Here is a 21,161-nt window from a genome sequence, read left to right as displayed (position 1 = left end):
GAATGTCCTCAGACCAGACCCGCTGCGACGAGCAGCCAGTCGATCAGCTTGATGCCGACGAAGGGGACGATCAGGCCGCCAAGGCCATAGATCGCGAGATTGCGGCGCAGCAAGGACGCGGCGCCCACCGGGCGGTAGCGCACCCCCTTCAGCGCCAGCGGGATCAGGAACACGATCACCAGCGCATTGAAGATCACCGCAGACAGGATGGCCGACGACGGGCTCGCGAGCCGCATCACGTTGAGCGCGCCCAGCTGCGGATAGGTCGAGACGAAGATCGCCGGAATGATCGCGAAGTACTTCGCCACGTCGTTCGCGATCGAGAAGGTGGTGAGCGAGCCGCGCGTCATCAGCAGCGCCTTGCCGGTCTCGACCACTTCGAGCAGCTTGGTCGGGTTCGAGTCGAGGTCGACCATGTTGCCGGCCTCCTTGGCGGCCTGGGTGCCGCTGCCCATCGCCACCGCCACGTCGGCCTGCGCCAGCGCGGGGGCGTCGTTGGTGCCGTCGCCGGTCATCGCGACCAGCCGGCCGTCGGACTGGTAGCGGCGGATCAGCGCCAGCTTGTCTTCCGGGGCGGCCTCGGCGAGGAAGTCGTCCACGCCGGCCTCGGCCGCGATGGCGGCAGCCGTGAGCTTGTTGTCACCGGTGATCATCACCGTCTTGATGCCCATGCGACGCAGTTCGGCGAAGCGCTCCTTGATGCCGGCCTTGACGATGTCCTTGAGCTCGACGATGCCGAGCACGCGCGACCCCTCGGCCACCGCCAGCGGCGTGCTGCCGCGGCGCGCCACTGCGTCCGCGGCGTGCAGCACTTCGGCCGGCATGGCACCGCCGAGCGCCTCGACGTGACGGCGCACGGCGTCCACCGCGCCCTTGCGCAAGGCGACCGCATTCGCGTCCAGACTGTTGGCAGCGGGCGGCAGGTCGACGCCGCTCATGCGGGTCTGGGCTGTGAACGGCACGAAGTGCGCCCCTCCCACACCCCTGTCGTCAGTGCCCCCGCGGCGTGCCAGTTCGACGATGCTGCGGCCCTCCGGCGTTTCATCGGGCAGCGATGCCAGCAGCGCGGCACGCGCCAGCCGCTCTTGCGACACGCCGGGCGCCGTCAGAAAGGCCGTCGCCTGGCGATTGCCGTGCGTGATGGTGCCGGTCTTGTCGAGCAGCAGCACGTCGACGTCGCCCGCCGCCTCGACCGCACGGCCGGACGTCGCGATCACATTGGCCTGCATCATGCGGCTCATGCCGGCCACGCCGACCGCCGACAGCAGTCCGCCGATGGTGGTCGGGATCAGGCACACCAGCAGCGCGACCAGCGCGGTGAGCGACACCACCGTGCCCGCGCCCGCTGCGCCGACGCTGAAGACCGAGTAAGGCAGCAAGGTCGCGGTGACGATCAGGAACACGAGCGTCAGCGCCACCAGCAGGATCGTCAGTGCGATCTCGTTCGGCGTCTTCTGGCGCTTGGCCGCTTCGACCATGCCGATCATGCGATCGAGGAAGGACTCGCCCGGATTGACCGTGATGCGCACGATCAGCCAGTCCGACAGCACCCGCGTGCCGCCGGTGACGGCCGAGAAGTCGCCGCCCGATTCGCGCACCACCGGCGCGGATTCGCCGGTGATCGCGCTCTCGTCGACCGAGGCCACGCCTTCGATGACCTCGCCGTCGAGCGGGATCACGTCATGGGCCTCGACCAGCACCACGTCGCCGCGGCGCAGCTCCGGCGCCTGCAGCGGGAGCCACTTGCCGCCGTGGTACGGCTCGTCCATCTTCTTGGCCCAGGTGTCCTTGCGCAGTCCGCGCAACGACGCCGCCTGCGCCTTGCTGCGGCCTTCGGCCAGCGCCTCGGCGAAGTTGGCGAAGAGCACGGTGAACCACAGCCAGATCGACACCGCGAGCACGAAGGCGGGCGACATGCCGGTGTCGCCCGGGAAGCTCAGCGAGTGCAGCCACAACAGCGACGTGAGGATGCTGCCGATGTAGACGATGAACATCACCGGGTTGCGCCACTGCACGCGCGGGCTCAGCTTGGTGAACGCGGCCCACAGCGCCGGGCGCATCAGCGCCGCATCGAACAGCGAGAGGGAGGTCTTAGTCTGCATTTTCAATACCTTTCAGAAACACCGCGGACCGGCTCCGCCGGCCCGCCGGTGTTGCCCCCTGCAAGGGGGTTGGCGAAGCGACACGAAGTGCGCGCAGCCTGGGGGGGGTGCCTATTTCCACAGGATCAGGTGCTCGACGACCGGACCGAGGGCCAGCGAGGGCACATAGTTGAGCAGGCCGACCAGCAGCACGGTGCCGATCAGCAGGGTCACGAACAGCGGGCCATGCGTGGGCATCGTTCCCGCCGTGACCGGAATGCGCTTCTTGGCAGCGAGTGCGCCCGCGATGGCGAGCACCGGCACGATCACGCCGAAGCGACCGAGCCACATCGCGATGGCGAGCCACGCGTTGTAGAAGGGTGTGTTGGCAGACAGGCCGGCGAAGGCGCTGCCGTTGTTGTTGGCGGCCGAGGTGAACGCATAGAGGATTTCCGAGAATCCATGCGCGCCCGGATTGGCAATGCCCGCCCTGCCCGCGTCCGCGACCACCGCGACGGCCGTGCCGGCCAGCACCAGGATGGGCGTGACCAGGATGGCGATCGAGGTCAGCTTCATCTCGTGGACTTCGATCTTCTTGCCGAGGTACTCCGGCGTGCGGCCGATCATCAGACCCGCGATGAAGACCGCGAGGATCGCGAAGATCAGCATGCTGTAGAGGCCCGTGCCGACACCGCCGAAGACAACCTCGCCCAACTGCATCAGCACCAGGGGCACCATGCCGCCGAGCGGCGTGAAGGCGTCGTGCATCGCGTTGACGGCGCCGCAGGACGCGGCCGTCGTGACCGCCGCGAACAGGCCCGACGCGGCGATGCCGAAGCGCACTTCCTTGCCCTCCATGTTGCCGCCGGACTGCATGGCACTGGCCGCCTGGTCCACGCCCAGACTGCCGATCAGCGGATTGCCGACCTGCTCGGCGGGAATGACCACGGCCACCGCGACGACGAAGATCACCGTCATCGCCGCAAGCACCGCCCAGCCCTGGCGCAGATCGCCAACCACGCGGCCGAAGGCGAAGCACAACGCGGCGGGGATCAGGAAGATCGCCAGCATCTCCGCGAAGTTGGTAAGCGCGGTCGGGTTCTCGTAGGGATGCGCCGAGTTGGCGTTGAAGAAGCCGCCACCGTTGGTGCCGAGCATCTTGATCGCCTCCTGCGAGGCGACCGGGCCCATGGCCAGCGTCTGCGTCGTCGTGCTCGCGTCCTCGAGCACGGGGCTGCCGGATGCGTCCTTGACGGGCTGCCCGCCAGCGTCGAGCTTCGGCTGCTGAAAAGCCGTGGTCTCCACCGTGTTCACGGTCTTGTAGGCGTCGAGGTTCTGGATCACACCCTGGCCCGCAAGAAACATCGCGAGCACGAAGGAGATCGGCAGCAGCAGCCAGGCCGTGATCCGCGTCACGTCCACCCAGAAGTTGCCGACGAGGCCCTTGCCGTCCGTGCTGCGCGCCGCGAAGCCGCGTGCCAGTGCGAACGCGACCGCGATGCCGGTGGCACCGGAGAGGAAGTTCTGCACCGTGAGCCCGAGCATCTGCGTGAGATAGCTCATCGTCGATTCGCCGGCATAGCCCTGCCAGTTGGTGTTGGCGACGAAGCTCACGGCGGTGTTGAAGGCCGAATCCGGCGACACCGCCGCCATGCCCTCGGGGTTGAGCGGCAACAGCGATTGCAGCCGCTGCAGGCCATAGACGAACAGCGCGCCGATCGCATTGAACGCGAGCAGCGCCACGGCGTAGCTGCGCCAGTGCATCGAAGCCTCGGGCGATGCACCCGCCAGCCTGTAGATCGGTGCTTCGACACGTTGCATCCAGCGCGGCACGCGGCCTTCGCAGAGTGCGGCGATGAAACGTCCGAGCGGCCAGGCGAGCACGCCCAGCACGACGAGGAAAAGGGCCAGTAGGGCCCAGGCAGAGGTGTTCACTTCAGAACTCCTCGGCGCAGATCAGCGCGAACACGAGGTACGCGAACAGGATCACGGTGAGCAGGCCGCCGAATCCGTAGAGGATTTCGAGGCTGATCACGAACGTTCTCCCTTGGGTGCTGCGAGCCTGAAGAGGCCGGCCACCATTGCGGCCATCACGACCCACAGTGCCGCGAGGGCGGCAATCCACACGATGTCCATCTATCACTCCTGCATGCAAGACAAGGCATCCAGTCTCGGCAGACGTGCGTAAAAAGGGGGAAGAGAGTCGCGGAGAGGCCGTAAAGAAAGCGTAAATGCCGTCCCTTTGCCTGCCCGGCGCCCCCTGCAAGGTGTGCGTTTTGCACACATGCCGGCGCTTTTGCACTGACGGCCCCGACGCCGTGAATTCGTTGCTATCCGGCCGTCCGCGCGATGCGTACAACCCCTCCATCGAAGTGACGAAAAGGGATCACCGCCATGGACACCGAAGCAATCGCACTGGTCGTCGACGAACCGATCGCCGGCCACTTCTACTGGGTGCTGCAGAAGCAGGACGGCTGCGACTGCCGCCCGATCGATGCCGCCGCCGGGCCGATGCCAACCTACGGCGCGGCCATGATGGCCGGCATCGCGGCGTTGCAGCGCCGCGCCGACGACCGCGGGCCGGGTGCCGGCAGCGCCCCCATCGTGACGGCCTACGTGGACCCCTCCGAGGACCTGGGTCCGCCCACCATCCACTGAACGCCCGCGCGCCCGCGGGACTCGTCATTCGATACGGCAGCCATCTCGAATTGCGAGCACCCGGGCTGTTTCGTTCCGGCACACTGCCGGCGCATAGCGCCGCACCTCGGCGGCGCCTCGCCACAACGAGACATCCCATGATCCGAAAGCTCATCACCTCCGTCGCCCTGGGGCTGGCATTTGCCGCCGCCGCCCAGGCCCAGCCCTACCCCGCCAAGCCGATCCGCATGGTCGTGCCCTTCCCGCCCGGCGGCGGGACCGACATCCTCTCGCGCCTGGTCGCCAACAAGCTCACCGAAACCAGCAAGTGGACCGTGGTGCCCGACAACCGCGCCGGCGCGGGCGGCACCATCGGCATCGCCGAAGCCGTGCGCTCCGCGCCCACCGGCTACGACATGGTGATGGGCCAGAAGGACAACATGGTCGTCGCGCCCTGGCTCTACAAGAACCTGAGCTACGACCCCACCAAGGACCTGACCGCCGTGGCGCACGTGGCCTACACGCCGGTGGTGATCGTCACCCGCACCGAATCGAAGTTCAAGACGCTGGCCGACGTCGTCAACGCCGCGCGTGCGGCGCCCGACTCGATCACCTACGGTTCGCCCGGCAACGGCACGACCATCCACCTGGCCGGCGAGATCTTCAAGACGGCCGCCAACATCAAGATGCGCCATGTGCCCTACAAGGGCTCGAACGCCGCGATGATGGACGTGCTGGCCGGCAACGTGGACCTGATGGTGTCTTCGCTGCCATCGGCCATGAGCCAGATCAAGGCGGGCAAGCTGCGTCCGCTGGCCGTGACCTCGCTGCGCCGCAGCAGTTCGCTGCCCGACGTGCCCAGCGTGGCCGAGCTGGGCTACAAGGACTTCGACGTCAGCACCTGGTATGGCCTCTTCATGCCCGCGGGCACGCCGAAGGACATCGTCATGACGGTGAACGCGGAGGTCAACAAGCTGCTCGCGACCCCCGAGATGAAGGCCGCGATCATCGCCCAGGGCGCGGAGCCGCAGAGCATGACACCAGAGCAGTTCGGCACGCTCCTGAAGACCGACTACCAGAAGTGGCGCAGCATCGTGCACGACTCGGGTGCAACGATAGAGTAGACGTCGCAGAATCGCGGTCTTGCATCAAGCCGGGCACCGGCGAGGAGACCGCTCTTGACGAACAGATCCAGCATCCGGCCCCTGGCCGGCGCATGTGCCCTTGCCGCGATCCTCTCGGGTTGCGCCCAGCCGGCTTCGCAGTCCACGGTTTCAGCGCACGTCGCCGCCGCCACGCAGGCGGCGGGCACCGACCTCCAGCCCTTGCTGGTGCTCTGCAAGCCGGCACCCGCCACCAGGCCGCCGCAGGCCGAGTCGGACCGGGGCATCGCGGCCCTCATGAACAAGCCGCCACCGCCGCAGGGGCAGGCTTTCGACAATCTCTACTACGTCGGCGCCGATTGGGTCAGCGCCTGGGCCATCAAGACCTCGGACGGCATCATCCTCATCGACGCGCTCAACAACGAGGCGGAGGCGACCGCACTGATCGATGGCGGCATGCGCAAGCTCGGGCTCGATCCGGCGCAGATCAAGTACGTGATCGTCACGCACGGGCACGGCGACCACTACGGCGGCGCCAAGTACCTCGTGCAGAAGTACCGGCCGCGCATCGTCATGAGCGAAGTCGACTGGAAGATGACCGAAACCCAGCTCGAGTTCACCACGCCGCTGTGGGGTGCGCCGCCGCAGCGCGACATGGCCGTGAAGGACGGCGACCGCATCACGCTGGGCGACACCACCGTCACGCTCTACCTCACGCCGGGCCACACGATGGGCACCATCACGCCGGTGTTCGACGTGAAGTCGGGCAACCGGACCTACCGCACCTTGCTCTGGGGCGGCACGGCCTTCAATTTCGGCAAGGACATCCCGCGGCTCGACAGCTACATCCAGTCGACCCAGCGCATGAGCACGGTGGCGAAAGAGCAGAAAGTCGATGTGCTGCTGTCGAACCACGCGGGTTACGACAACGCGCTGCCCCGGCTCGAGGCGCTTCGACAGCAGCCCGGGTTGCAGCCGAATCCCTTCGTCATCGGCAACGAGGCGGTGCTGCGCGGGCTGACCGTCATGAACGAATGCGCGCGCGCGCAGCGCGACCGCTTCACGCTGCAATAGCCCGGGGTCAGGCCGGAGTCAGGCCGGGTCGCGCACGTCCGCCACGGGGTTGCTGCCGAAGTCCGCGCGGTCCAGGTACTTGAGGATCTTGGCCGCAGCAGAGGCCGGCGAGTCGAGCAGGCCTTCGGCCTTGAGCTTCTGGAAGCGAACGTAGTCAGGGAACATGCCGGGCTCGCTCTCGCGCAGTTGCACCTGCATGTCGGTGTCGATCACGCCGGGCGCGAGCGACACGATGCGGGCGCCGCCCTCGCCCTTCTCTTCGAGCGCCACAGCGCGCGAGAAATGGTCCATGCCGGCCTTGGCAGCGCAATACGGCGCCTGGCTGCCCATCGCGTTGCGGCCGAGGCCCGACGAGATGTTGAGCACCTTGCGCTCGGCACGCCAGCCCTTGGTCGCGCCGAGGAAGGCGGAGGTCAGAAGCATCGGCGCCTCCAGGCCCACGCGAAGCGCCTGCGCCAGTTCAGTGGCCACCGCTTCCGACAAGGGTCGCGGGCGGCCGACGGTGCCGGCATTGTTGATGAGCGTTGCGCTGTCGAAGCCCTCCGCGTCCAGCCCCTGCAGCCATGCCGCAAGGCGCGCGGCCGCCGCGACCGGGTCGGCCAGGTCTTGCTGCCACTGCTCCAGCTCGGCGCCGGCCTCGCGGGCCAGCGCGGCGAGCTGGTCGTCGCTCTGGCGCGAAATGCACAGCAGGCGCCGGCCGGGCTGCAGCAATTGCTCGGCCATGGCGCGGCCCAGGCCGCGGGATGCACCGGTGATGACGGTGAGATGAGATGAAGTCATGGGCGTTTTCGTGAGAAAGGTCGTGCGGGCGAGGGTGCCGCACCGACCCGATGGTATCGGCGTGTTGACTAAAATCATTCACTCTTCTTACATTGCCCGCCATGCCCACCCACTACCAAGCAGCGAGCGAGCCAAGCCACTTCGCGCAGCGCTTCGGTATTGCATGCGACCCCGATGGGTCGATCGTCCGGCCGGGGCAACAAGGTCTTTTCGTGCGGCGTCCCCGCGCCGATGGCGTCGGCCAGCAGACGCCGCCCGCGCGCTTCGAGATCGCCCCCGGGCGCTGGGGGCTGATCCCGCTGTTCTCGAAGGACGGCCAGGACCAGGACACGTACGAGGCCCGCGGCGAGACCGCCTCCGCCGAACGCAATTTCTACCAGCCGTGGAAGCGCGGCCACCGCTGCGTGATCCTGGCGACTTGCCTGTACCAGCCCGGTGACACCGGAGACTCGGCCGTGCGCGTATCGCGCGCCGATGGCGAGCCCCTCGCGCTCGCCGGCCTGTGGAACGGCTGGCGATCGCCGGCCGGCGAGTGCGTCGAGAGTTTTGCCCTGCTGACCCTGGCTGCGCCCGAACAGCCCGAGCGGCGCCGCACCATCATCCTGCGCGACGCATGGATCGACGACTGGCTGCACTGCCCGGTCGAGGAAACGGCCGCCTACTTCCGGCCCTATGCCGACGACAAGCTGTTGCGCGAAGCCGTGGCGGTCGACGCGTAGCTGCTAGCCCGCACCCTTTCCCGCCATTCCATTCGCGCGCAGCGCTTCGAGGTCGGTCACGCGCAGGCCGCCGTACTCGACGCGGATCGCGCCCTGCGCCTGCAAGGTGCGCAAGGCCTCGTTGACACGCTGGCGCGACAGCCCGATGAGATAGGCCAACTCCTGTTGCGTGATGCGCAGCAACTCGCCCACGCCGGGGAACAGCACCGGATTGAACAGTGCCGCCAGATTGCGCGCCACCCGCGCATCGGGGTTGTTCAACCGGTCGGTCTCGCGCGCCGCGATGAACTGGGCCAGCCGCTCGTTGAGCTGGTTCATCACGAAGCGGTTGAAGCCGATCGAGTGGTCGAGCAGCCAATGGAAATCGTCCACCGGCAGCCCCGCCACCACGCTGCGCCGCAGCGCCTGGATGTTGTAGCGGTAGGGCTCGCGCTTGAGCGCCGTGCCCTCGCCGAACCAGCCGCCGGGGGGCAGGCCGCTGTAGGTCATCGAGGTGCCGTCGGCGTTGTCGTTGCTCATCTTGAGCAGGCCTTCGACCACGCCGAACCAGTAGGTGGGCGGTCGGCCGATGCGGCAGACCAGATCGCCGGGCTCGGCGTCGCCGACCACCACCGCCACCTCGGCGCGACGGCGTTCGATGGGCGCCAGGGTGCGCAGCCAGGGAATGTTGTCGAGTTCGTCGGCGGTGGCCGGACGCACACGGTCGCGGATCGATGAGGCGCTGCTGTCACTGCCGATCGGCATCGGGAAACTCCGGGGAGTAGTGTCCCTAGGATTGTCGTCGGAACGACAAGTTGGCGTCAAAGTTGGTTCTACAGTCCGCCCCATCGTGCAGACCACAGCCAACACCTTTCCTCGCCTGTTGCTGGAGCATTCGAAGCAGCAGCCCGACGCGCCGGCCGTGCGCGAAAAGGATCTGGGCATCTGGCAGACCTGGAGTTGGGCAGCGGTCGCGCGCGAAGTGCGGGAGTTCGCCTGCGGACTGGCGAGCCTCGGCTTCAAGGCAGGCGACAACCTCGCGATCGTCGGCGCCAACCGGCCGCATCTCTATATGGCGGTGGTCGCTGCGCAATGCCTGCGCGGCGTGCCCGTGCCGCTCTACCAGGACGCAGTGGCCGGCGAGATGGTCTTCATGCTGGAAGACGCCTCGGTCGAGTTCGTGATCGCCGAGGACCAGGAGCAGGTGGACAAGCTGCTCGAATGCCGCGAAACCCGCCCGGCCATCCGCCACATCATCTATGACGATCCGCGCGGGCTGCGCCACTACGACCAGCCCGGCCTCATGAGCTACGAGAAGCTGCGCGAACTGGGCCGCGCCTGGGATGCCGCGCATCCGGGCGCCTTCGACCAGAGCGTGGCCGCCGGCGAGCCCGGCGACGTCGCCGTGATCCTCTACACCTCCGGCACCACCGGCCGGCCCAAGGGCGTGTGCCAGACCCATGCGAGCTTCATCGCGGCGGGCCGCGGCGGCGTGGAGACCGACAAACTCGGCCCCGGCGACAACATCATGAGCTACCTGCCCATGGCCTGGGTCGGCGACCATCTCTTCTCGGTCGCCCAATGGCTGGTCGGCGGCTTCACGCTGAACTGTCCCGAATCGGCAGAGACGGTGATGAACGACATGCGCGAGATCGGGCCGAGCTACTACTTCGGCCCGCCGCGCACCTTCGAAGGACTGCTGACGGCGGTGTCGATCCGCATAGAAGACGCGGCCGCGCCCAAGCGCTGGCTGTATGCGAAGTTCATGGCGCTGGCGCGACGCGTGGGCGCCGACATCCTCAACGGCGCGCCCGTCGGCTTCGGCGACCGGCTGATGTACGGCATCGGCAATCTGATGATCTACGGGCCGCTGCGCAACGTGCTCGGCATGAGCCGCATCCGCGTGGCCTACACGGCGGGCGCTGCGATCGGACCCGACCTCTTCCGCTTCTACCGCTCCATCGGCGTCAACCTCAAGCAGTTCTACGGGCAGACCGAAACCTGCGCCTATGTGTGCCTGCAGCAGGACGGAAAGGTCAAGCTGCAGACCGTGGGCAGCGCGGCGCCCGGCATCGAACTCAAGATCGCGCCGGACGGCGAGGTGCTCGTGCGTGGCGTGTCGGTGCTCAAGGAGTACTACAAGCGCCCCGACGCGACCGCCGAGGTGCTCGATGCCGACGGCTACTTCCATACCGGCGACGCCGGCGTGCTCGATGCCGAAGGCCACCTGCGCATCATCGACCGCGCCAAGGACGTGGGCCGCATGGCCGCGCCGGGCGGCGCCGCGGCGGGTGCGATGTTCGCGCCCAACTACATCGAGAACAAGCTGAAGTTCTTTCCGCAGATCAAGGAGGCCGTGTGCTTCGGCCACGAGCGCGACCAGGTCTGCGCGTTCATCAACATCGACTACGAGGCGGTGGGCAACTGGGCCGAGCGGCGCGGGCTGGCCTACGGCGGCTATGTCGACCTCGCGGGCAAGCCGGACGTGCTGGCGCTGGTGGCCGACTGCATCGGCAAGGTGAATGCCGACCTCGCGGCGGAAGAAGGCATGGCCGACACACAGATCGCGCGCTTCATGGTGCTCCACAAGGAGCTGGACCCCGACGACGATGAACTCACCCGCACGCGCAAGGTGCGGCGTGGCTTCATCGCTGGCAAGTACGCGGTGCTGGTGGATGCGCTCTACGGCGGCAAGTCGGAGCAGTACATCGAGACGCAGGTCAAGTTCGAGGATGGGCGCACCGGTGTGGTGAGCGCCACGCTCAGCATCGTCGAGGCCAAGTGCTTCGCCCCGATGAAGGCGGCAGCATGACCGGCAGGAAAACTGGCGAGGTCATCCTCGACGTGCAGAACATCAGCCTGAGCTTCGGCGGCGTGAAGGCGCTGACGGACATCAGCTTCAACGTGCGCGAGCACGAGGTGCGCGCCATCATCGGGCCCAACGGCGCGGGCAAGAGCTCGATGCTCAATTGCATCAACGGCGTCTACCAGCCGCAGCAGGGCTCCGTCACCTTCCGCGGCCAGTACTTCAAGCACATGAACTCGCGCCAGGTGGCCGAGATGGGCGTGGCGCGCACCTTCCAGAACCTGGCGCTGTTCAAGGGCATGAGCGTGCTCGACAACATCATGACGGGTCGCAACCTCAAGATGAAGAGCGGCCTGCTCGCCCAGGCGCTGCGCTGGGGCCCGGCCGAACGCGAGGAGCTGGCGCAGCGCGAGTTCGTCGAACGCATCATCGATTTCCTCGAGATCCAGCTCCATCGCAAGACGCCGGTGGGGCGCCTGCCCTACGGGCTGCAGAAGCGCGTCGACCTCGGCCGCGCGCTCGCGATGGAGCCGCAGGTGCTGCTGCTCGACGAGCCGATGGCCGGCATGAACGTGGAGGAGAAGCAGGACATGAGTCGCTTCATCCTGGACGTGAACGACGAGTTCGGCACCACCATCGTGCTGATCGAACACGACATGGGCGTGGTGATGGACATCTCCGACCGCGTGGTGGTGCTCGACTACGGCAAGAAGATCGGCGACGGGACACCGGACGAGGTGCGCGGCAATCCCGATGTGATCCGCGCCTACCTTGGAACGGAGCATTGAGATGGGATTCTTTCTAGAGACACTCTTTGGCGGCTTGATGGTCGGCATGCTCTATTCGCTGATCGCGATCGGCTTCGTGCTCATCTACAAGGCCTCGGGCGTCTTCAACTTCGCGCAGGGCGCGATGGTGCTGTTCGCCGCGCTGGCGATGGCGCGCTTCGCCGAATGGATTCCTCGATGGCTCGGCTTCGAGAGCCTGGTGCTCGCCAATGTGCTGGCCTTCGTCGCCGCGATGGCCGTGATGATCGCGGTCGCCTGGCTGATCGAGCGGCTCGTGCTGAGCAAGCTGGTCAACCAGGAAGGCATCACGCTGCTGATGGCGACGCTCGGGATCGCCTACTTCCTCGACGGCCTGGGCCAGACCCTCTTCGGCAACGACATCTACAAGATCGACGTCGGCATGCCCAAGGAACCGATGATGGTTCTGGAGAACACCTTCCAGGGCGGCCTGCTGCTGAGCCGCGAGGACCTGATCGCGGCGCTGGTCGCCGCCGCGCTGGTGGTGGTGCTGGCGCTGTTCTTCCAGAAGACATCGACCGGCCGTGCGCTGCGCGCGGTGGCCGACGACCACCAGGCCGCGCAATCGATCGGCATTCCGCTCAACCGCATCTGGGTCATCGTGTGGTCCGTCGCCGGCTTCGCGGCGCTGGTGGCCGGGATCATCTGGGGATCGAAGCTGGGTGTGCAGTTCTCGCTGTCGCTGGTGGCGCTGAAGGCGCTGCCGGTGGTGATCCTCGGCGGGCTCACGTCGATACCGGGCGCCATCATCGGCGGCCTGCTCATCGGCGTCGGCGAGAAGCTGTCGGAGATCTACCTCGGCCCGATGCTGGGCGGCGGGATCGAGATCTGGTTCGCCTACGTGCTGGCGCTTGTTTTCCTTCTCGTCAGGCCGCAAGGCTTGTTCGGCGAAAAAATCATCGATCGGGTATGAAGCTCACCCCCAGGCTTGCCCACTTCGTGTGGCCGCCCACCCCCTTGCAGGGGGCAATACCGGCGGACCGGCGGAGCCGGGTCCGCGGTATTCCCCGAATGGCGCATTGGAGCTGCTGAGATGTTCTATCGCGAGAATGGGCAATTCAAGTCGAGCTACCGCGCCGACCAGCAGATCTTTCCGATCCTGCAGGACCGCGTGCTGATGCTCGCGCTGCTGGTCTTCGCTTTCGCCGTGGTGCCGCTGACCGCGCCGGAGTACTGGTTCCGGGCGATCCTGATTCCCTTCCTCATCCTCGCGCTCGCCGCGCTGGGACTCAACATCCTGGTGGGCTACTGCGGTCAGATCTCGCTCGGCACCGGGGCCTTCATGGCGGTGGGCGCTTACGCGGCCTACAACTTCCACGTTCGCATCGAGGGCATGCCGCTGATCCTCTCGCTGCTGCTCGGCGGACTGTGCTCGACCGCTGTCGGTGTGCTCTTCGGCATCCCGAGCCTGCGCATCAAGGGGCTGTACCTCGCGGTGGCTACGCTGGCCGCACAGTTCTTCGTCGACTGGGCTTTCCTGCGGATCAACTGGCTCACCAACAATTCCTCGTCCGGCTCGGTGACTGCCTCGGGCCTCAGCCTGTTCGGGCTCCCGGTCGAGACTGCCGTACAGAAATACCTGCTGTGCCTCACGTTGCTGGTGGTCTTCGCGGTGCTCGCCAAGAACCTGGTGCGCAGCGCGATCGGCCGCGAATGGATGGCGATGCGCGACATGGACGTGGCCGCCGCGGTGATCGGCATCCGTCCGGTCTACGCCAAGCTCTCGGCCTTCGCGGTGAGTTCGTTCATCGTCGGCGTGGCGGGTGCGCTGTGGGGCTTCGTGCATCTGGGCACGTGGGAGCCGGCGGCTTTCAACATCGACCGCTCGTTCCAGCTGCTCTTCATGGTGATCATCGGCGGGCTCGGCTCGATCATGGGCAGCTTCTTCGGCGCGGCCTTCATCGTGCTGCTCCCGATCCTGCTCAACCAGCTGCCCGGGTGGTTCGGCATCTCGATCTCGACGGCGCTGGCGTCGCACCTTGAATTCATGATCTTCGGCGCGCTCATCGTCTTCTTCCTGATCGTCGAGCCGCATGGGCTCGCACGACTCTGGTCGACGGCGAAAGAAAAACTTCGCCTCTGGCCCTTCCCCCATTAGTTCGTTCGCAAACCGGCACTGGAGTGCCCCCAAGGAGACTGGCATGAAACTGAAATCGCTCGCTGTGACCGCCGCCCTGGCGGCCAGCACCCTCGGCGCGATGCTTGCGCCATCGCTCGTGCAGGCGCAGGCCAAGGAGCAGTTCTTTCCGCTGCTGGTGTACCGCACCGGCCCCTACGCGCCTAACGGCACGCCCTGGGCCAACGGCAAGCAGGACTACATCAAGCTCATCAACGCGACCGGCGGCATCAACGGCGTGAAGATCAGCTACGAGGAATGCGAAACGGGCTACGCCACCGACAAGGGCGTGGAATGCTACGAGCGCCTGAAGGGCAAGGGCGCTTCGCTGATCGATCCGCAGGCGACCGGCATCACCTTCGCGCTGACCGACAAGGCGCCCGTCGACAAGATCCCGCTGATCACGCTGGGCTATGGCCTGTCGGCCTCGCAGGACGGCAACGTGTTCAAGTGGAATTTCCCGCTGATGGGCAGCTACTGGACCGCGGCGGACATCCTGATCCAGCACATCGCCAAGAAGGAAGGCGGCGCCGACAAGCTCAAGGGCAAGAAGATCGCGCTGGTCTATCACGACTCGCCTTTCGGCAAGGAACCGATTCCGCTGCTGCAGGAGCGCGCGAAGATGAATGGCTTCGAGCTGTCGCTGATCCCTGTCGCGGCGCCCGGCATCGAGCAGAAATCCGCCTGGCTGCAGGTGCGCCAGTCGCGTCCCGACTACGTGCTGCTCTGGGGCTGGGGCGTGATGAACTCCACCGCGCTCAAGGAAGCCGTCGCCACCGGTTACCCGCGCGAGAAGATGTACGGCGTGTGGTGGGCCGGCGCCGAACCCGACGTGAAGGACGTGGGCGCCAATGCCAAGGGCTACAACGCGCTCGCGCTGAACGGCTCGGGCACGCAGCCGAAGGTAATCCAGGACATCCTGAAGAACGTGCACGACAAGGGCCAGGGCACGGGACCGAAGGACGAGGTCGGCTCGGTGCTCTACACGCGCGGCGTGATCATCCAGATGCTGGGCGTCGAGGCCGTCCGGCGCGCGCAGGAGCGCTTCGGCAAGGGCAAGGTCATGACCGGCGAGCAGGTGCGCTGGGGCCTGGAGAACCTCGCGCTCGACCAGAAGAAGCTGGACGCGCTGGGCTTCGCCGGCGTGATGCGCCCGATCAGCACCTCGTGCCAGGACCACATGGGCTCGACCTGGGCGCGCATCGAGACCTGGGACGGCAGCAAGTGGAACATCGCACCCGAGTGGTACGAGGCTGACGAGCAGATCATCAAGCCGATGGTGAAGGTGGCTGGCGAGAAATACGCAGGCGAGAAAAAACTCACGCGCCGCGACGTAGCGGATTGCAGTAGCTGAGTACACCCCCAGGCTGCGCGCACTTCGTGTCGCTTCGCCTACCCCCTTGCAGGGGGCAACACCTGCGGACCGGCGGAGCCGGGTCCGCGGTGTTTCCCGAAAGGGCGTGCAAGAGGCGGGGTTTGAAAGAGCTTCAATGAGCGAAACCAACATTCTTCTCAACGTCAACGGCATCGAGGTCATCTACAACCACGTGATCCTCGTGCTGAAGGGCGTTTCGCTCGTGGTGCCGGAGGGCGGCATCGTGGCGCTGCTCGGCGGCAACGGCGCAGGCAAGACGACCACGCTGCGCGCGGTGTCGAACCTGCTTGCCGGGGAGCGCGGCGCGGTGACCAAGGGCACGATCGAGCTGCGCGGGGAGCGCATCGAGGCGCTGTCGCCGGCCGAGTTGGTCAAGCGCGGGCTGATCCAGGTGATGGAGGGGCGCCACTGTTTCGCGCACCTCACGATCGAGGACAACCTGATGACGGGCGCCTACACGCGCACCGACGGCAAGGCGGCGATCGCGCAGACGCTGGAAAAGGTCTATGCCTACTTCCCGCGCCTCAAGACACGGCGGACCTCGCAGGCCGCCTACACCTCCGGCGGCGAGCAGCAGATGTGCGCCATCGGCCGAGCGCTGATGGCGAACCCGAACATGGTGTTGCTCGACGAACCATCGATGGGCCTCGCGCCGCAGATCGTGGAAGAAGTGTTCAGCATCGTGAAGGACCTGAACGAGAAGGAGCGCGTGACCTTCCTGCTCGCCGAGCAGAACACGAACATGGCGCTGCGCTTCGCCGACTACGGCTACATCCTCGAGAACGGCCGCATCGTGATGGACGGCGAAGCGAAGAGCCTGCGGGAGAACGAGGACGTGAAGGAGTTCTACCTCGGCGTCGGCGGCGCCGACCGCAAGAGCTTCCGCGACGTCAAGAGCTACAAGCGCAGGAAACGGTGGCTGGCATGACGAAGGACTATTACGACGAACTCGAGATCCGCGATCCGGCGGAACGCGAGCGGGATCTGCTTGCCGCACTGCCTCGCCAGATCATGCAGGCCCAGACTGCCGCATCGGCGTTTGCGAAGATCCTCGACGGCGTCAAGCCGGCGGACATCACGAGCCGCGCGGCGCTGGCGAAGCTGCCGGTCACGCGGAAGTCCGAGCTGCTGGCGTTGCAGCAGGCGCGCCGCGCGAGCGATCCGTTCGGCGGCTTCTCGGCGATCCGCTTCGGGCCAAGGATGACGCGCGTGTTCGCCAGCCCCGGCACCATCTACGAGCCCGAAGGAGAGGCACGCGACTACTGGCGCACCGCGCGTGCCCTGTACGCAGCGGGCTTTCGCAACGGCGAGCTGGTGCACAACTGCTTCAGCTATCACATGACGCCGGCCGGCGCGATCATGGAAAGCGGCGCGCGTGCGCTGGGCTGCACCGTCTTCGCGGGCGGCACCGGGCAGACCGAGCAGCAGGTGGAAGCCATCGCCGACCTGCGGCCCGCGGGCTACGCGGGCACGCCGAGCTTCCTGAAGATCATCATCGAAAAGGCCGCGGAGAAGAACGTGCCGCTGCCATCGCTCACCAAGGCACTGGTGTCCGGCGAAGCCTTTCCGCCGAGCTTGCGCGACTGGATCGCCGAGCGCGGCGTGACCGGCATGCAGTGCTATGCCACCGCCGACCTGGGCCTGATTGCCTACGAGACCCGCGCACGCGAAGGGCTGGTGCTGGACGAAGGCGTGATCGTGGAGATCGTGCGGCCCGGCACCGGCGACCCGGTGCGGGAAGGCGAAGTCGGCGAGATCGTCGTCACCACGCTGAACCCCGACTACCCGCTGATCCGCTTCGGCACGGGCGACCTCTCCGCCGTGCTGCCGGGGCCATGCCCCACGGGCCGCACCAACGCACGCATCAGGGGCTGGCTCGGCCGTGCGGACCAGACGACCAAGGTGCGCGGCATGTTCGTGCACCCGGGCCAGATCGCGGAGATCGCGCGACGCTTTCCGGAGGTGCAGCGCGCACGGCTGGTGGTCGAAGGCGAGATGGCCGACGACCGCATGACGCTGCGGCTCGAATGCCCCACGGCGGCCGAGGGCCTGGCCGAGCGCATCGGCGAGGCGATCCGCGACGTGACCAAGCTGCGCGGCACGGTGGAGCTGGTCGCACCGGGAAGCCTGCCGAACGACGGCAAGGTGATCGAGGACGCGCGCAGCTACAAGTAGCGGGCCGGGCGCGGAACCTGCTTTCAGTCCCTCCGCAATGACCCACGCCTTCTTCCAGCCGCCCGCCGCGTCCCGCTTCGCCCTGCGCAACCTACGCGCTCCCCGCTGCCTCGTCGCCACCGATCTGCCGGGCAACCCCGCCGGCGAACTCGCCGCGATCGACCTGCTGATCGACAACGGCCGCATCGCGGCCATCGAGGCCGCAGGCGCCATGCCCGCCGAACTCGGCCCCGATCTCGATGCGTCGATGGTGCTGCCGGGCATGGTCGACTGCCACACCCACCTCGACAAGGGCCATATCTGGCCGCGCCAGCCCAATCCCACCGGCGACGGCGCGGGCGCCTCCATGGCGACGATGCGCGACCGCACCGCACGCTGGAATGCCGACGACGTGCGCCGCCGCATGGAGTTCGGCCTCTGCACCGCCTACGCCAAGGGCGTGGTCGCGATCAGCACGCACCTGGACTCGCTCGCCCCACAGGCATCGATCTCGTTTCCCGTGTTCCGCGAAATGCGCGAACGCTGGGCCGGACGCATCGACCTGCAGGTGTCCTCCATCGCGCCGTTGGACATCTTCCTGACGGACGAAGGCCGCCAGCTCGCCGACATCGTGGCCGAGAGCGGCGGCAAGCTCGGCTGCGTGACGCGCTCGGCCCGCTTCCCGGGCGAGACCATGCCGCCAGACTTGGACGAGGCGCTGGTTCGTGTGTTCACGCTCGCGGCCGAGCGCGGACTCCACCTCGACCTGCATGTCGACGAATCGACCGATCCGAACGCTCGCGCGCTCATCCGGGTCGCGCGCACGGCGATGGCGCAGGATTTCACCGGCCGCATCCTCTGCGGCCACGTGACCTCCCTCGCCTTGCAGACCGACGAGTTCATCGAGGAAACGATCGCCGCCTGCAAGGACGCGGGCATCGACATCGTCAGCCTGCCCACCGTCAACATGTACCTGCAGGACCGCAGCCAGGAGGCGCGCACGCCCCGCTGGCGCGGCGTGACGGTGCTGCACGAGATGAAGGCGCGCGGCCTGCGCGTGGCGGTGGCGGGCGACAACTGCCGCGACCCGTTCTACGCGTATGGCGACCACGACATGCTCGACACCTTCACGCAGGCCGTGAAGATCCTGCACCTGGACCACCCGCTCGGCGACTGGATCCGCGCGGCCACGGAGACGCCGGCCGCGATCATGGGCATCGAGCGCGGCGTGCTGAAGCCCGGGACGCCCGCCGACCTGATCGTGCTCAAGGCGCGCGACTATTCGGAGATGCTTGCGCGTGCGCAGTTCGACCGCACCGTGCTGCGCGCCGGCCGTGCGATCGACACCACCCTGCCCGACTACCGGCTTCTTGACGATCTCATGCGCGCCTGAGGGCGTATTTTTCTCGCCATTTCGTGCGGTCTTCGTGGTGTACGGGGATTGCCTCGCATCGCCTTGGGCCTCGCGTCAGGATGCGCATGGCATTCTCGACCGATGACTTTCGAGAGCCTCCGCATCACGGGACGCGACGGCAAGCGCTATGAGCTCGGCGAGCCCATGCACGTGCACGACGGCAGCGTCCACCTGGGAACGGTCGACCCCGTCAGGGTCAGCCGCGACGGGACGGAAGTGCACATCGAGCGCTTCCTGCCCTCCCGGTTCGTGAAGGAAAAGAAGCGGAATTTCGGTCCGCTGGTGCTGCTCGAGGTCACGGCCTATCTTGCCGAGCACTTCCACGGCATCCAGACCGTGAGCTACTCGCTCAGCCGCGAAATCGAGATGCACGGCGACGGCATGAAGGTCGCCTCGGCACGCTCGGCGCTGCTGCAGGACATCGGCGCCGAAGGCGTCACCATCACGCCGCGGCCCGATCACGAGACGCCGGGCAACTTCGTGGTGGAGGGCGTCTGGGCCTACAACGAGCGGAATCTCGCCTCGCTCGGTGAATGCCTGGCGAGGGAGCGCGAGATCTATCGGCAGTGGGAGGCCCCGGCGAGCCATGCCACGGCCATCCCGGCGCTGCGGGACCGGCTGCGCCAGTTGCTGGTGCGCGGGGCTGGGGAAACCGGCATGCGGGGTGACGACGGGGCGGATTGAGGCCTTCGCGGGCCTAGATCGCCAGCTTGCGCCACACGCTCGCCAGCCACGGCGGCATCAGGTCGCGGATGGCGAAGTGCAGCAGCTCAACGATGCTCTCCCGAGATGTAGTGCTGCAGCTGCTCGATGATGAAGTTCTGCTCGGAGATGATCCCCTTCACGATGTCGCCGATCGAGATCAGCCCGATCAGCTTGCCGCCGTCCATCACCGGCAGATGGCGCACGCGGTTCTCCGTCATCAGCGCCATGCATTCCTCGCTGGTCTGGTTGGGCCGCACGTAGATCACGGCCGCGGTCATCACGTCGCGCAGTGGCGTGTCCTTGGATGAGCGCGCCATCAGCACGACCTTGCGTGCGTAGTCGCGTTCGGTCACCACGCCGACGATGCGATCGCGCTCCATGACGAGGAGCGCGCCGACGTTCTTCTGCGCCATCAGCTTGACGGCATCGAAGACCGAGGCCGTGGGCTCGATGGAATAGACCGTCGAATCGCCTTTGGCCTTGAGAATTTCCGCCACGGATTTCATGGGTTGTTCCTCCAGGAAGGGGCAGGTGCCTGTCATTCTGCGCGGCCCGCACGAGTGCCACAAGCGGAGGCAACGACGCGCGTGCCGACATTTACAGCCCCTTCGCAGGCGCTCAGAATTCAGTCCCCCCAAAAGGAGAGTTGCCATGGACCTCGGACTCAAGGGCAAGCGGGCTGTCGTCACCGGCGGCAGCCGGGGCATCGGCAGGGCCGTCGCCGAGTGTTTCGCCGACGAAGGCGCGGACGTCTCGATCTGCGCGCGCAAGGAAGACGAGGTGGGCGAGGCGGCGGCCGCACTGCAGGCCAGGGGCGTCAAGTCGTTCGGGCGCGCGCTGGACGTCGCCGACGCAGCGGCATTGGGCGCCTGGATCACATCGAGCGCCGATGTGCTGGGCGGCATCGATGCGCTGGTGTGCAACGTGAGCGCACTTGCGGTCGGCGACACGGCGGACTCCTGGGAGAAATCCTTCCGGACCGACATGATGCACACCGTCAACGCGGTGGCCGCGGCAGTTCCGTTCCTGGAGAAGTCCGACAGCGCTTCGATCGTGCTGATATCGAGCGTCTCCGGCTTCGAAGTCGACTTTGCCGCCGGCTCCTACGGCGCGATCAAGGCGGCGCTGATCCACTACGCCAAGGGGCTGAGCCGGCAACTCGTCGGCAAGGGCATCCGCGTGAACTGCGTCTCGCCGGGCAACACCTACTTCGACGGCGGCATCTGGCAGACCATCGAGAAGAACATGCCCGACCTCTACGCCTCGACGCTCAAGGTCAACCCCACCGGCAAGTTCGGCACGCCGAACGAAGTGGCGCGCGGCGTGGTGTTCATTTCGAGCCCGGCGGCCAGCCGCATCTCCGGTACCAACCTGGTGATCGACGGCGCGCTCACCGTCGCGGTCTAGGGGGA

The 21,161-nt window shown here is 67.0% G+C and carries 20 protein-coding genes; 14 read left to right on the top strand and 6 right to left on the bottom strand.

Going from position 1 to position 21,161, the window contains the following annotated elements; all coding sequences use genetic code 11:
• Positions 1-8 precede the first annotated feature (8 nt).
• The 3 genes from kdpB to kdpF form a co-directional block, all read right to left on the bottom strand.
• Positions 9-2,102 carry a potassium-transporting ATPase subunit KdpB gene (gene kdpB, locus QTH90_RS28660; protein WP_286667962.1) on the bottom strand — a complete coding sequence of 698 codons (2,094 nt, stop codon included), beginning with the start codon at positions 2,100-2,102 and terminating at the stop codon, positions 9-11.
• A 111-nt stretch (positions 2,103-2,213) separates the two neighbouring features.
• Complete coding sequence (gene kdpA / locus QTH90_RS28655) at positions 2,214-4,016, bottom strand: potassium-transporting ATPase subunit KdpA (protein WP_286667961.1); 1,803 nt, start codon at positions 4,014-4,016, stop codon at positions 2,214-2,216.
• 1 nt (position 4,017) lies between these two features.
• Entirely contained in the window at positions 4,018-4,116 is a 99-nt protein-coding gene (gene kdpF, locus QTH90_RS28650; RefSeq protein WP_286667960.1) for a K(+)-transporting ATPase subunit F, read from the bottom strand.
• Positions 4,117-4,475: 359 nt separating this feature from the next.
• On the opposite strand from kdpF, the gene QTH90_RS28645 reads away from it, so the two are divergent.
• The 3 genes from QTH90_RS28645 to QTH90_RS28635 all read left to right on the top strand — a co-directional run bounded on the left by QTH90_RS28645 (position 4,476) and on the right by QTH90_RS28635 (position 6,895).
• A complete protein-coding gene (locus QTH90_RS28645) occupies positions 4,476-4,739 on the top strand; it encodes a hypothetical protein (protein ID WP_286667959.1) in 264 nt (87 codons plus the stop codon).
• 137 nt (positions 4,740-4,876) lie between these two features.
• Entirely contained in the window at positions 4,877-5,842 is a 966-nt protein-coding gene (locus tag QTH90_RS28640) for a Bug family tripartite tricarboxylate transporter substrate binding protein (protein WP_286667958.1), read from the top strand.
• A gap of 54 nt (positions 5,843-5,896) precedes the next feature.
• Entirely contained in the window at positions 5,897-6,895 is a 999-nt protein-coding gene (locus tag QTH90_RS28635; protein ID WP_286667957.1) for an MBL fold metallo-hydrolase, read from the top strand.
• Positions 6,896-6,913: 18 nt separating this feature from the next.
• Here QTH90_RS28635 and QTH90_RS28630 read toward each other — a convergent pair whose 3' ends face one another.
• The gene (locus QTH90_RS28630) at positions 6,914-7,675 is read right to left on the bottom strand and encodes an SDR family NAD(P)-dependent oxidoreductase (RefSeq protein WP_286667956.1); all 762 of its coding nucleotides are present in this window, start codon (positions 7,673-7,675) and stop codon (positions 6,914-6,916) included.
• 101 nt (positions 7,676-7,776) lie between these two features.
• On the opposite strand from QTH90_RS28630, the gene QTH90_RS28625 reads away from it, so the two are divergent.
• Positions 7,777-8,394: an SOS response-associated peptidase family protein gene (locus tag QTH90_RS28625; protein ID WP_286667955.1), complete on the top strand. Its 618-nt coding sequence runs from the start codon at positions 7,777-7,779 to the stop codon at positions 8,392-8,394.
• 3 nt (positions 8,395-8,397) lie between these two features.
• On the opposite strand, the gene QTH90_RS28620 is transcribed toward QTH90_RS28625, so the two are convergent.
• On the bottom strand, positions 8,398-9,138 hold the full coding sequence (locus QTH90_RS28620; protein WP_286667954.1) for a Crp/Fnr family transcriptional regulator: 741 nt from the start codon (positions 9,136-9,138) through the stop codon (positions 8,398-8,400).
• Between the two features lie 85 nt (positions 9,139-9,223).
• On the opposite strand from QTH90_RS28620, the gene QTH90_RS28615 reads away from it, so the two are divergent.
• The 9 genes from QTH90_RS28615 to QTH90_RS28575 all read left to right on the top strand — a co-directional run bounded on the left by QTH90_RS28615 (position 9,224) and on the right by QTH90_RS28575 (position 19,728).
• On the top strand, positions 9,224-11,185 hold the full coding sequence (locus QTH90_RS28615; protein ID WP_286667953.1) for an AMP-dependent synthetase/ligase: 1,962 nt from the start codon (positions 9,224-9,226) through the stop codon (positions 11,183-11,185).
• Positions 11,182-11,967, top strand: coding sequence for an ABC transporter ATP-binding protein (locus tag QTH90_RS28610; protein WP_286667952.1), 786 nt, complete (start codon positions 11,182-11,184; stop codon positions 11,965-11,967). Before QTH90_RS28615 ends, QTH90_RS28610 begins: the two co-directional genes overlap by 4 nt.
• A 1-nt stretch (position 11,968) precedes the next feature.
• Positions 11,969-12,898, top strand: a complete 930-nt coding sequence (locus tag QTH90_RS28605; RefSeq protein ID WP_286667951.1) for a branched-chain amino acid ABC transporter permease — start codon at positions 11,969-11,971, stop codon at positions 12,896-12,898.
• Positions 12,899-13,018: 120 nt separating this feature from the next.
• Complete coding sequence (locus QTH90_RS28600; RefSeq protein ID WP_286667950.1) at positions 13,019-14,083, top strand: branched-chain amino acid ABC transporter permease; 1,065 nt, start codon at positions 13,019-13,021, stop codon at positions 14,081-14,083.
• A 43-nt stretch (positions 14,084-14,126) separates the two neighbouring features.
• The gene (locus QTH90_RS28595; protein WP_286667949.1) at positions 14,127-15,455 is read left to right on the top strand and encodes an ABC transporter substrate-binding protein; all 1,329 of its coding nucleotides are present in this window, start codon (positions 14,127-14,129) and stop codon (positions 15,453-15,455) included.
• Between the two features lie 136 nt (positions 15,456-15,591).
• Positions 15,592-16,404, top strand: coding sequence for an ABC transporter ATP-binding protein (locus QTH90_RS28590; RefSeq protein WP_286667948.1), 813 nt, complete (start codon positions 15,592-15,594; stop codon positions 16,402-16,404).
• Positions 16,401-17,651, top strand: a complete 1,251-nt coding sequence (locus tag QTH90_RS28585; RefSeq protein WP_286667947.1) for a phenylacetate--CoA ligase family protein — start codon at positions 16,401-16,403, stop codon at positions 17,649-17,651. Before QTH90_RS28590 ends, QTH90_RS28585 begins: the two co-directional genes overlap by 4 nt.
• 37 nt (positions 17,652-17,688) lie before the next feature.
• The gene (locus QTH90_RS28580) at positions 17,689-19,023 is read left to right on the top strand and encodes a cytosine deaminase (protein ID WP_286667946.1); all 1,335 of its coding nucleotides are present in this window, start codon (positions 17,689-17,691) and stop codon (positions 19,021-19,023) included.
• Between the two features lie 102 nt (positions 19,024-19,125).
• Positions 19,126-19,728 carry a hypothetical protein gene (locus QTH90_RS28575; RefSeq protein ID WP_286667945.1) on the top strand — a complete coding sequence of 201 codons (603 nt, stop codon included), beginning with the start codon at positions 19,126-19,128 and terminating at the stop codon, positions 19,726-19,728.
• Positions 19,729-19,814: 86 nt separating this feature from the next.
• Here QTH90_RS28575 and QTH90_RS28570 read toward each other — a convergent pair whose 3' ends face one another.
• On the bottom strand, positions 19,815-20,255 hold the full coding sequence (locus QTH90_RS28570) for a CBS domain-containing protein (protein ID WP_286569717.1): 441 nt from the start codon (positions 20,253-20,255) through the stop codon (positions 19,815-19,817).
• A gap of 145 nt (positions 20,256-20,400) precedes the next feature.
• Between QTH90_RS28570 and QTH90_RS28565 the strand changes: the two genes are divergently transcribed.
• Positions 20,401-21,156: an SDR family NAD(P)-dependent oxidoreductase gene (locus QTH90_RS28565; protein WP_286667944.1), complete on the top strand. Its 756-nt coding sequence runs from the start codon at positions 20,401-20,403 to the stop codon at positions 21,154-21,156.
• Positions 21,157-21,161 lie beyond the last annotated feature (5 nt).

This window comes from Variovorax flavidus (assembly GCF_030317145.1).
Taxonomy (GTDB): domain Bacteria; phylum Pseudomonadota; class Gammaproteobacteria; order Burkholderiales; family Burkholderiaceae_C; genus Variovorax; species Variovorax flavidus.
This window is presented reverse-complemented; position numbering and strand designations above follow the sequence as displayed.